The following is a 12688-nucleotide window of genomic DNA, read 5'->3' as shown; positions in this document are numbered from 1 at the left end:
CTTCTACTCACTTTCGTAAGTGAGTCAGCGCTCTGCTAGTCAATGCTTCTGTGTAGGGATTGATCTTCCAGTGATCAGGACTCCAGCCTTTCACAAAGCGCTGAAAGTCAGCCCAAGCAACCGCAAACAAAGGACGCCATTCACGCTCGACTTCATTGGGGTCAAGATTCGGCTGATAAACCATTAACGCCTGTTGCAACTGAGCAAAATACGTATCCAAGACCCAAACTTCCATCTCTGCACAACGTTCTGGCTTGACGGCGCTGCTCATGAACAGTGCTACATCTTTCATCGCACAGCCCTGTCCGACGTATTGAAAGTCGACCGCAGCAACGCTTGATTCTTCTCGATCAAAACAGAAGTTCGCCAATTTGGCATCACCGTGTACAAAAGTCTTGAACTTGGCTTGCGAAAGCGTTTGATCTATCAATTGAGCATAATTTTTTAGCTCGGTGTCTTGCAGCACCTCAAGCTCATCGGGTCTGGTTGCCAAGTGCCAATACGTGCCGCTATGCCACAGCTTATCCGAGCGAACACCGATGTAGCGCGCATGAAAGTTCGCCAACCAAGCAAGGCAGGCTCGTAGATGTTCTAGCTTTGCATCGGTGATGACTTTTGGAAAGCCTGCCTCGGCGAGATCTTCCATCACGATGAGCCATTCATTCTCCGATTGGAACGTTTTTAGACCTTGTGGTACTCGGCAGCGAGTGCTCACCTCTCTGGAAAAATGCGTATACCAATTCACTTCCACCTGATAAGAGTGCAGCTTTCTTTGGTGAGATCGGTCAGTATTCCAACCTCTTGGGTGCTCTGAAGACTTAGGGAGTTTTACATGCTTAATGATCACCGAACAAGTTGAATAATTAACTCGGACTAACTCACCATAGCCTCCCCATAGCGATTGTATGACTTCTACCGCTTGATAATTCCCGAGCTTTAGCTCCTGGCCAATGCTTTGGTAACGTTGGTGGTTGTCGTTCATCATCATGCAAGCAGATGTGACCACGCTTGGTTTTTCTCCATATAATGAATGACATATGGACAGACTGGTTTGATTTGATAACCGAGTGCCTCAATTTCTGGCAATACCGCTTCCATCATCACTTTTCCGTACCCTTTACCTCGTAATGCTTCAGGAACTACGGTTGATGTGATGTGCATGACATTATTCTCAAGCTGATAAACCACCTTGGCTTTATAACCTTGTTCTAAATCAACCCAAAATGTGTTGTTTTCAACTTCATGAGTTACTTTATGCATATCTTGCTCTCTAATTTTTGTTACGGATTGATTGAATCAAACTATATCACTGAATAGAATCAACACCATGCGGAAGTGCTCTGTCACTTCACGCCATTACCTTCTCAAATCAGGTACGACAATAATAATGAGAAATATGAGCCCTATTGCCAGAGACGGCAAACTACCTCTGCAAAGCAAGAAGGCACCCGAACGTCAGGCAAGTACACTAAATAGCACCGATGCAATGGCAATGGTCGAACATGGCAGTGAAGTAAGTTTAAACGTCACGACACCTGTTGGTACCAAGTTTATTACAACCAGCACATTTGTCGGCTGTCACTCAAATAATACCGCATTGATAGAGGTTCCGAACATCTCCGATGAGGACTTGAAATTCTATTTTCAAGAAGGCTTTTGGATCAATGTAAAAGCGTACTCTCATCGAGGGGAAGGTGCTGTCATTCCATTTCGGGCGCAATTGCAGCACCGACTCGGCGACCCGTATCCAATTTTAGTGCTAAGTCTACCTAACACCATGCAGGTCTTTCAGCTTCGTAAAGAAGTACGTTACGAAGTGAATTTGAGAGCGCGCGTTTGTTTAGAAGCCTATCGAACTGAATGCGAGATAAGAGATTTATCTCGTAGTGGCTGCCGCTTTGTGACATCACCAATGAGCCGACCACTTCAGGTTGGTGATCGCGTTTCATTGGACCTAACCATGCCCGGTGAAAGCCACATGCTCGCGCCATTGCGAGGTCGTATTTGTAACTTACAAAAATCGACACACCATGCTCGCTATGGAATGGAGTTTGATGAGGTTGGTAAAACCAACGCTAAAAGTCTCCTGAGTCACCTAAAATTTGATGGGACTAAACTCACACTAAAAAGGTAGCTTTGATAATGAGCACCAAGTAGCGGCCAGTTTTGATACCCGGAAAACAAGAAACCCCTTACTGTAAAGTAAGGGGTTTTGTTTACTAAGAATAAGGCAGTATCTTAGATAACAGTTTCGACTTAGAAGTCGTAACGTAGACCTAGCGCTAGCTCATCTTTTTCATCAGCGCCTTCGTTATCCATTAGATCGAAGTTGTATGATGCGTAGCCACGGAAGTTAGGCTTGAAGTAGTAAGTAACATCAACAGCTAGGTTTTCTACAGTATCAGCATCTTCTAGCTCACCTTTGTTGAACGTAGAAGTAAATACAGTTTGACCCATAGTGTATGATGCAGCTAGTTCGTAGCCTTTGTAATCCGCAGACTCACCTGCAACATCCACGTCTGCGCCTGTGTAGTTACCAGCGAAGTAGAAATCACCTACAGAGTATGCAGCAGCAAGCATGAACTCATCACTATCGTTTTGGTCTGCATAACCAGCACCTAGTTCAATACCAGTATTAGCAAATGCGTAGATACCAGATAGAGAGAAGCCATCTTCCTCGTTGTCTGTAAAACCTTTTGCATCTGTTGTGCGATCAGCAAAGCGGTAGCTAGCACGTACAGCTAGTTGCTCGAATTGGCCTTTGTAAGAAAGCATGTTATCTGTACGGTCAGATACAGGCAGCTTAAGTGCTGTAGTGTTACCGTGGTAAGCCATAATATCGGTAAAGTCAGTAAGAACGAATAATGCACCGTCGTTTTTACCGTAAGTTACTTCACCGTATTTACCGCCTAGGCCTGCGTAAGCGTAACGAGTTTCAAGATCACTGTTGTTATCTACGGCACCTTCTTCTTTTGTTTCGAACTCACCTTCCCAAAAACCAACACCGTATAGGTTTTCATTGATTTCCTGTTTGCATAGGAAGTTAAGACGGATGCGAGTACGGTCTTTTGCCTTACCATCCATCATAGAAAGACGCGCTTCAGCGCGGCCGCCCATCTCAAGAGAAGTGCCATCTTGGTTGTATAGTTCTGAAGCGACAACTTGAGATCCTGATGCCATTAGCGCCACTGCTACAGCTAAAGTTTTTAATTTCATTGTTATTTTCCATATCATTGTTTTATATGTATTTTCTCACCAGAAAAACAGGACTTTTCTGTACCAACGAGAAAACTGGCGGCATAGTAGCAGCTGTTATTTTTCACGCAACGCGTTGAATAAACAGCACTTATAGAAGAAAACACCAAGTAAAATGACGATATGAATACCTCTCAACCATCAAGTTATCGGTTGAGGTAAAAAAATCGTTCGCGTCAAAAAAAATTGACGCAAAAAATGTAAAAACAATCTCATTATATGTGATTTTGCTCGCAAAATATTTTCACTAAATGACTGTTTTAGATAGACTTCCTAATTTTAAATCAGTTTCTCACAAACAAAAAAATCCCCAAGCAATAGCTCAGGGATTTATACATTTTGTTAGGCGAATAGCGAATTAAAGCTTAAAGAAGCTCAATTGCTCTTTCTGCTTCTCTGCAAGTAATGAAAGCTCAGTACTCGCGCTTGCGCTTTGACTAATACCCGCCACATTCTGGTTAACCAGTTCAGACATGTTAACCACGTTGCGGTTGATGTCTTGAGTGACTTGAGACTGCTCTTCGGCTGCGGTTGCCACTTGCGTGTTTGAATCGTTAATGTTGGCTACCGACTCGGTAATACCAACCAATGCCTCATTCGCTTGTTGCGTCAGTTCGTTGTTACGACTGAGCATGTCAAGGCTGACTTGCATGCTGTCATTCGCAAGCCCAGACTGCGCTTGAAGTTCTTCAATAATCGTTTGGATCTCTTGAGTCGAGTCTTGAGTCCGTGCCGCGAGCATACGTACTTCATCCGCAACAACCGCAAAACCACGACCAGACTCACCAGCACGCGCAGCTTCAATCGCAGCGTTCAATGCGAGTAAGTTGGTCTGCTCAGAGACACCGCGAATCACTTCAATAACGTCGTTGATCTGAACCGACTGCTCTTTTAAACGCAGTACGACTTGCGCTGCATCGTTCAATGCCTGAGACATCTGTGCGCTTGCTTCTGCGCTCTCTTGGAAGATAGCCAGACCTGATTGCGCAAGACCATCAGCTTCGCGAGCTGTCGAATCCGCAGACGTTGCGTTATCGCTCACGTTGTTTGCGGTGCTGGCAAGTTCATTAACAGCCGATGCAACTTGTTCTATCTCAGCGAGCTCTAGCTGAGCATTCGCTTCTGCTTGCGTCATTACTGCGGCAAGCTCAGTCGATGCCGAGGCAACCTCTTCACTGATACGAGTTAGCTGGTCGACCGTGTTATAAAGCTGTTCTGCTGTTTGGTTAACATCTTTGCTCAGCTTCGCAATTTCGTTATCACCATCTACATCTGCGCGAACTGATAAGTTGCCCATTGCCAACTGACGCATAACTTCTTGAAGTTTTTGAATAGGCGTAACAATCATGCCTGATAAGATCCACGCCCCGACCAATGAGAACGCAAATACCGCAAGAACTGTCAACATAGCGTTGTTTTGTACACGCTCATTCTGTTGATGGCTTCTTATGGTCGACTGCTCTGCTTGGTCATTCACATGCTTCGACAGAGTATTGATTTGTTGAACCATTTCTCGGCCAACATTACGGTACTCTTTAATGAATGCACGGTACTCACTGTCCGACTTCAAGCCTTGATCGTACTGGTTAAAGAAAGCCACTGAGCGCTCTGAATATCGAACATAGGCTTCAATCGCTTGGCGAACTTTAATCGCATCTTCACGAAACAGATTACGAGCTTCAATCGCACTTAAATCTGCTTCAACCTGCTTTAAGCCTTCTTTCAATTCATTAAGAAAATTTTCACGACGGGAAGCGTCGTAGATAGCGTAAACCGCTGTAATACGAAGTGGATAAATTTCATCGTCAATACGCGCCAAAGTGTCTTTATGGAAAACCAAAGACTCTTGGTTGGAAGCAATAACATCTTGCTCAGCTTGAAGATTGTTTTTGGTAATCCACAAAGCAATAAACAAAACAATCGCGGTAAATAATACCGGAACCAAAATTTGCGTTCGTACTGACAAATTTTTCAGTGATAACTGCATGACTGGACCTCAGTTGTATGCGTGATGCCTATATCCAAACGAACTCAAGCAACTCTCAATACTGAAGCTGCATTTCGGTTATTTGAATATCTATGCTTCCTTGCGACGGGAAAGTTCCCAGACGAATAAACAAGTGGCGAATATTAGAGGTCGATCACACTTTTGTCTAGTACAAAAAGTCCCCATTTTCAATCTGTTATTGACAATATCCCGACAGTAGTGTCGGGATATTGTCGTTATGATAAATTGTGATCACTTATGATGAGATACATTCACATTTAGGGCGGTTTTAGGCTATTTTCTCAACGAATTGAGCTTAGCTTGAGCAAGGCCAAAAATCGTATCTATTGGATAAGAACCTTCATCGGTTGGCTCACCGGCGACTTTCCCCGTGAACAGCTCGATGGCTTCAGTGACATGATCAATCGCCCAAATATTAAACTCACCTTTTTCTACTGCTTTCACGATGTCGGAACGGAGCATCAAGTTATGAACATTAGATTGCGGGATAATGACCCCCTGCCCTTCATGACGACCTTTAATCACACACACATCGTAAAAGCCTTCAATTTTTTCGTTCACACCACCAATCGGCTGAGCTTCACCAAACTGATTCATCGAGCCTGTAATCGCAATGTCTTGTCGGTTTGGTTGCTTTGAAAAAGCAGACACCACAGCACATAGCTCTGCCATGCTGGCACTATCACCGTCGACACCACCATAAGATTGCTCAAACGTAATCGTTGTGGTTAATGGTACTCGCGCCGTTTTACCAAACACGGAAGACAAGTAGGCCGATAGAATCATCACGCCTTTAGAGTGAATACTGCCGCCCAAATCCACACTGCGTTCGATATCGATAACATCCCCATCGCCGTAACACGTCGTCGCGGTGATGCGATTCGGCGCGCCAAACATGTAGTCGCTAGTGCTTAATACCGAGAGGGCATTCACTTGACCGATAGCCTTCCCTTCAGTGCGAATCAAGGTTGTACCGTTAACAAACGTTTCCATCACATTGTCGCGTAATCGGCTCACTCGCATTTCTTGGTTCTTGAGTGCCTCCTCCACATGACCGATACGGATCATGTTGGAGTTGGCTTGACGAGCAACGTAGTTTGACTCACGTAATAAATTCGCAATATTGGCAGAGTGGAGTGATAGCTTGGTTTGATCACCAGACAAGCGTGAACTGTATTCGATAATCCGTCCCATGGACTTTCTATCACAGTGCAGCATATTGTTGTCGTTCACGACGCTAGAAATAAAGCGCGCATAGTGCAGTTCCGACTCTGGCGTTCGCTTCATCTCATCTTCAAAATCCGCTGTCACTCTGAACAATTCACTGAACTCTGGATCGTAATGCTGCAGCAATTGATAAGTTCGGTAGTCACCAAACAGAATGATTTTAATATCGAGCGGGATAGGCTCGGGATCGAGTGATACCGCCCCTGTCAATGTCACTTCTTTTTCTAGGGAGGTAAAGCTCAATTGACGAGCACGCAGTGCGCGCTTCAAACCATCCCAAACGTAAGGCTGTTCAAGCACTTTCTGTGCATCCATTAACAGAACGCCGCCATTCGCCTTATGCAAACTCCCCGCACGAATCAGCGAAAAGTCGGTAAATACGGTTCCCTTGAAAGTGGCTGTCTCAATCGAACCGAAGAGCGAATGGTAATTGGGGTTTTCTTCAACAACGATAGGAAAGTCACTGCTGTTGCGGCTTACCAAGACGTTCACTTTATAACGACGTGGTAATTTTTTATCCAACGACGCCGTCGCAATTTCGCCTTGCTCACCACTTTGGTCAAGGAAGATATCTGCGTTTTCAACAATATCTTTTTGCAGCTCAGTTAAGTACGTTTTGATTTCAGAATATTCTGCGTAATCCACTTTGAGCTTTTTAATGAAGTGAGTAATCACATCGAGCGTCACTTCATCATTAAGCTTTTTGATTTTGTCGCTGTAAGTTTCTTCCCACTCTGTGAGTTCACGGACCATCGAACGTAATCGTACTTCGAGTTCATCAATAGCATCGCTGAACTGCTCTTGCTCTTTCTTACTTAGTGCATCAAAAGACTCTTCCGTATGAAGCTCGTCACCATTCATGGCGACAAACTGATAATCGCCTTGTGTGGTAAGCGTCAAGCTAATGCCTTTCTCTTTTGCCTCTCGGCTAATGCGGTCCAGCTCGTTTTGTTGTTTCGCTGCCAATTGATTTTTTAATCGCTCAGCGCGGCTAAAGTACATTTCATTGTCGAACGCTAGGGGTAAAGCATTCAGTAGTTTGCCCATTAAGGCTTCAATATCAACACGTAACTTATTCCCGATACCACAAGGCAGCTTCAATACCTTGGGTGTGCGGGTATCTTCAAAGTTCGCAACGTAACACCAATCAAACAAGGCTGCTGCATCGTGCTGGTGACGATTCAGATAGCGCAGGATCATGGTGCGTTTACCTAGCCCATTCTGACCAATGGCGTAGATGTTATACCCTTTCTCTTTGATGGACATCGCAAACTCGACCGCTTTTTGCGCGCGCTCTTGGCCCACAATCTCATCAATTGGAGGTAACTCCTTGGTCGACTTACATGGCATATTCTCTAGATCTGCTACAGAATATAGCTGCTTAGCTTCCAATCTTAGTATTGCCATATCCACTTCCTTTTTTCTTATTTTCGTCATTTGAGTGTAGAGATTATTTGCTTAATTTTAAGTGATTTACCTTCCACCCTAGTTTGATTGGACATTTTATGAGCACAAAAGTGATATCAATACGCACTTGCAATTGATAATCAATTTCATTTAATATCAAAACAAATCAACTCTTGTGGAGATGGACATGAATATTGAGCAATGCTGGATGCGCTACTTGAAAGCAGAGCAATTGATGGAACAAGGCCATTGGCCCGAAGCACATCGTTTATACGACGATGTACTCAGCAATCTACCCAACCACATTCATTCGGCGCTCGAAAATGCTCACACCAAACCTTGTCAGTTTGTCTGTCTCATCACCGGGCTGAGAGATGCGTGCGTCGCACAATCGGAGATTCTCAACAAACTCGGATTGCAGCACGATGCTTTTTCAACACTCAATCAAACGTACGCACTATTCCAATTCTTGCAACTAGAGAATCATGAACTTATTGAGCGTGTGGGTCATTTACTTGGTCAACAAAGTGAAGACTTATTAGCTCATATGGCGGCATTTTGCTCCGCTCAACGTAATGCTCAATGGATGATTGAGCTAAACCATGTGACGCGCGCACATGAGCAGTTTTTGCATTTGCAAGCGATGAGTTCGGCAAAGTCTTCGCCTTCTCACCTGTACAATTAATCTAGAATCCAAGCAATGAGGTCTGCCAGACTTAGCGCAGCCCATTGCTTGTGTTTCATTTGCTTTATCAACCACAAGGATCTGTGATGTCTTCTAAAACCATTCTTTCGGTGAATAACCTATCGGTCAGCTTTACGACAAACGATGGGATCGTCGATGCAGTAAAGAATGTTAGCTTCGATTTAAAAGCAGGCGAGACGCTTTCCATCGTTGGGGAGTCTGGGTCTGGCAAGTCAGTATCAACCAATGCACTGATGAAACTATTGCCAGACAACGCTATTTTGCATACGGACTCATCCATCATGTTTGAGGGTAGCTCCATCTTGGATAAAACGGAGCGTGAAATGCAAAGCGTTCGCGGTGATCGTATCGGTATGATTTTTCAGGAGCCGATGACCTCACTGAACCCATACATGCGGGTGGGGATCCAAGTTGCTGAGGCCATCATGTGCCACCGTCCAGTGGATAGACGGAAAGCCAAAGCGAGAGTGTTAGAGCTGTTTGAACTGGTTCACATGCCAGAGCCAGAGAAAGCGTACAGCAAATATCCGCACGAGTTTTCTGGCGGTCAGTTGCAACGCATCATGATTGCGATGGCACTGATTAACGAACCCGATATTTTAATTGCCGACGAACCAACCACCGCGTTAGATGTCACGGTTCAAGCAGAAGTGCTGCACCTGATTAAAGAAATTCAGGCTCAGATGGGCATGGCGATACTTTTTATTACTCATGATTTAGGCGTTGTAAAACACTTTGCCGACCGTGTCATTGTGATGTGTAAAGGGGAAGTCGTCGAAGAAGGCGAAACGCAAACACTCTTCGAAGACCCAAAGCACGAATACACTCGTATGCTGATTAACTCGATTCCAAAAGGCAGTAAGGACCCTATTAGCGAGAGTGCTACACAACTATTAAAAGCTGACGATATACGAGTCAAATTCTTGATAAAGTCGCATTTTATTGCCAGTAAAAATGAGTACTTCGAAGCCGTAAAAGGCATTTCTCTTGAGCTCAAACAAGGGGAAACACTCGGGATTGTTGGGGAATCCGGTTCAGGCAAGTCTACCCTCGGCCGCGCACTGATAGGCCTCCTGCCATCCACAGGTAAAATCGAATACAAAGGCCAAGATATGGCTTTGCTGACAAACAAAGAACGTTTTGAGCTGAAAAAAGACGTTCAGATGGTGTTCCAAGACCCTTATGGTTCGCTTTCTCCTCGTATGACTATCGGCGAGATCATCACTGAAGGATTAACTGTCCACCAGCCAATGTTGAGTAAAAAAGAACGTATGCAGAAAGCACGCGACGTGCTTCGAGAGGTTCGCTTAGATCCCGCGTCCATCAACCGTTATCCGCACGAGTTTTCGGGAGGCCAGCGTCAGCGTATTGCTATCGCGCGAGCACTGATCCTTGAACCTTCGTTTATTTTGCTTGATGAGCCGACCTCTGCATTGGACCGCTCGGTTCAACTGACTGTGATTGATCTCCTGAAAGATTTGCAGAAAAAGCATAACATTGGCTACTTGTTTATTAGCCACGATCTATCAGTCGTCAAAGCCCTTTCTGATCGTGTTCTTGTCATGCAAAAAGGCGAGGTCATGGAACAAGGTACAGCCGAAAATATTTTCCAAAACCCTAAAAATGACTACACGAAAAAACTGATAGATGCCTCATTTGATCTTGAAAACAGTGAAAATCAGCACAATGCGGCTTAGGTTCATCACAGTTTCATATTCATAAACTAGGATTAAGAAAAGGTGATGATTTCATCTTGTCTTAAGAATGGCGTAGCTGCCTTTCGGTTTGGCCGCCGAGACTGGTTGGTTCAAGAGTCAGACTTAGTCAACCTGGCTCAAATACTGGTAAACAGTATGAATTGAGTTCCCCCAACCATGAAAAATGCCGCGACAGTGTCGCGGCATTTTTTATTCTCAGAAGCTTCGAGCAACTAAGGCATTAAATCGACTCAATACCCATATTGTATAACGTAAATGCATACACGTCTGTGGTGAGGTCAATTTGCTTACTCAGCGGCATCCCTGCACCATGACCTGCATTGACATCAATGCGTATTAATACTGGATTAGCGCCTTGCTGCTTGTCTTGCAGCTCCGCAATAAACTTGTACGAATGTGCTGGAACCACACGATCGTCGTGATCGGCGGTTGTCACCAATGTCGCAGGATACTGCACGCCTTCTTTTACATTGTGAACAGGAGAGTAGCCAAGCAAGTATTGGAACATCGCTTCGCTTTGCTCAGACGTGCCATAGTCATACTTCCAGCCTTCTCCAGACGTAAACGTGTGGTAACGGAGCATATCAAGCACACCTACGGCTGGCAGCGCCACCTTAAATAACTCAGGACGTTGCGTCATACACGCACCAACCAACAAGCCGCCATTTGAACCACCACGAATCGCTAGACGCTCGGAGCTAGTGTAGTCGTTTTCAATCAGGTATTCCGCCGCCGCAATAAAGTCATCAAATACGTTTTGCTTTTGCTGCTGAGTGCCTGCGTTGTGCCAAGCTTTACCGTATTCACCGCCGCCTCGCATGTTGGCTACAGCGTAAATACCACCCAATTCCAGCCAGTTGGCCACATTGCCAGAAAACATCGGAGTGAGGCTGATGTTAAAACCGCCGTAACCATACAGCATGGTTGGCGCACTGCCATCAAGCGCGATGCCCTTCTTGTATGAGATGATCATCGGAACTTGCGTGCCATCTTTTGAGGTGTAGAACACCTGTTTTGATTCATACTCACTGCGATCGAATGGCGCTTTTGATTCTTGAAACAGCGTCGATTCACCAGACTCAACATCAAATGAGAAGATCGTCGGTGGCGTCACGTAGTTAGTAAAGGTGTAATACAGCGTGGTTTCTTCTTTTTTACCCGCTAGACCATAAGCCGTACCCTCTCCCGGCAGTTCAACATCTCGAATCCATTCACCTTGGTAGTTAAACTGCTGCACTTTAGAAAGTACATCCACCATATAAGTCGCAAACAGATAACCGCCACCTTTGCTGATTTCTAACGGCTGTTCTTGTTCAGCAATCACATCCATCCATTGCGCTGTTCGGGTGTTGTAGCTGACAACTTTGCCATTCGGCGCATCTAGGTTGGTGTAAAGCAGCAAGGTTTCGTCTTGGCTATCAATCAAGTAGGTGTCGCCTTGCGTTGTATCACGAAGCGTCACAATCGCTTGGGACTCAGACTGTAAATCGATATAAAACAGACGATTACCCGATGTGGATTCTGCGCCAGAAATAATGAGGAAGCGATCGTCCGTCGTCGTGGTACCAGACACATAACGGTGAACCTGCGTATCCAACTCACCGAAAATCACTTTATCTTCAGACTGAGGTGTACCAAGTTCATGATAATAAAGCTTGTGATGTTCAGTTCGCGCAGATAACTCACTGCCTTGCGGCTTATCATAGCTTGAGTAATAGAAGCCTTTGCTGCCCCGCCAAGAAATCGACATAAACTTCGCATCCACAATCTCAGGCTCTAACTGTTCTTTGGTTTCCGCATCAATAACAAAGATCTTGCGCCAGTCACTGCCCCCTTCCGAGATGGAATACGCGACCAAACGATAATCTTTCGAGAAGCTGACTTCGCCAAGAGAGGTCGTGCCCTCTTCAGAGAACGTATTTGGGTCAAGGAAGACTTCGGCTTCTCCCTCGCCTTTACGGCGATACAATACGCTTTGGTTTTGCAAACCGTCGTTTTTGTAGAAATAGGTGTAGTCACCACGTACAAATGGCTGGGAATATTTTTCGTAGTTTTGGCTGTTCGCGACCAAATCACGGATTTGTTGGCGGTACGGGACCTGACCCAGGAAATCGAAGGTCACTGAGTTTTGACCCGAAACCCATTGTGCGGTTTCTTCGCTGCGATCATTTTCTAACCAGCGATAAGGGTCGGCAATGTCGTGACCAAAGTAAGTGTCCACGACAGAATCTTTACGTGTTTTTGGGTAATGCATAACGTCCGTGTTACTCCGTTGTTTTTATTAAGTTGTTTATTTTCATATCGTTTTATTGCGGTGATTACCTTAGAGCACCCAATATTGATTTCAACGACATTGTTTTAAATCTA

The 12688-nt window shown here is 44.9% G+C and carries 9 protein-coding genes; 3 read left to right on the top strand and 6 right to left on the bottom strand.

Annotated features, from left to right (window positions below; translation table 11 throughout):
- Positions 1-7 precede the first annotated feature (7 nt).
- Positions 8-985, bottom strand: a complete 978-nt coding sequence (locus NL645_RS00115; RefSeq protein WP_253651413.1) for an ecdysteroid 22-kinase family protein — start codon at positions 983-985, stop codon at positions 8-10.
- Positions 985-1260 (bottom strand): GNAT family N-acetyltransferase, encoded by a 276-nt coding sequence (locus NL645_RS00110; RefSeq protein ID WP_006741945.1) that lies wholly within the window; start codon positions 1258-1260, stop codon positions 985-987. Before NL645_RS00110 ends, NL645_RS00115 begins: the two co-directional genes overlap by 1 nt.
- Positions 1261-1396: 136 nt before the next feature.
- Between NL645_RS00110 and NL645_RS00105 the strand changes: the two genes are divergently transcribed.
- On the top strand, positions 1397-2134 hold the full coding sequence (locus tag NL645_RS00105) for a flagellar brake protein (protein ID WP_041853113.1): 738 nt from the start codon (positions 1397-1399) through the stop codon (positions 2132-2134).
- A gap of 122 nt (positions 2135-2256) precedes the next feature.
- Here NL645_RS00105 and NL645_RS00100 read toward each other — a convergent pair whose 3' ends face one another.
- From NL645_RS00100 to NL645_RS00090, 3 genes are all read right to left on the bottom strand, one after another.
- The gene (locus tag NL645_RS00100; protein ID WP_253650926.1) at positions 2257-3216 is read right to left on the bottom strand and encodes a porin; all 960 of its coding nucleotides are present in this window, start codon (positions 3214-3216) and stop codon (positions 2257-2259) included.
- Positions 3217-3613: 397 nt separating this feature from the next.
- The gene (locus NL645_RS00095) at positions 3614-5242 is read right to left on the bottom strand and encodes a methyl-accepting chemotaxis protein (RefSeq protein WP_005394881.1); all 1629 of its coding nucleotides are present in this window, start codon (positions 5240-5242) and stop codon (positions 3614-3616) included.
- Positions 5243-5536: 294 nt separating this feature from the next.
- Positions 5537-7897: a Lon protease family protein gene (locus NL645_RS00090; RefSeq protein WP_005394880.1), complete on the bottom strand. Its 2361-nt coding sequence runs from the start codon at positions 7895-7897 to the stop codon at positions 5537-5539.
- Positions 7898-8084: 187 nt separating this feature from the next.
- Here NL645_RS00090 and NL645_RS00085 point away from each other — a divergent pair, with 187 nt between their 5' ends.
- Both NL645_RS00085 and NL645_RS00080 read left to right on the top strand, forming a co-directional pair.
- A complete protein-coding gene (locus tag NL645_RS00085) occupies positions 8085-8582 on the top strand; it encodes a hypothetical protein (protein WP_253650925.1) in 498 nt (165 codons plus the stop codon).
- Positions 8583-8668: 86 nt separating this feature from the next.
- Positions 8669-10300, top strand: coding sequence for an ABC transporter ATP-binding protein (locus NL645_RS00080; RefSeq protein ID WP_253650924.1), 1632 nt, complete (start codon positions 8669-8671; stop codon positions 10298-10300).
- Between the two features lie 241 nt (positions 10301-10541).
- Here NL645_RS00080 and NL645_RS00075 read toward each other — a convergent pair whose 3' ends face one another.
- A complete protein-coding gene (locus NL645_RS00075) occupies positions 10542-12575 on the bottom strand; it encodes a prolyl oligopeptidase family protein (RefSeq protein WP_253650923.1) in 2034 nt (677 codons plus the stop codon).
- Positions 12576-12688: the final 113 nt, after the last annotated feature.

It is taken from the genome of Vibrio sp. Y51_MX_L26 (genome assembly GCF_024181935.1).
Taxonomy (GTDB): Bacteria; Pseudomonadota; Gammaproteobacteria; order Enterobacterales; family Vibrionaceae; genus Vibrio; species Vibrio diabolicus.
The sequence above is the reverse complement of the archived record's forward strand: the minus strand, read 5'-3'. Positions and strand labels throughout refer to the sequence as shown.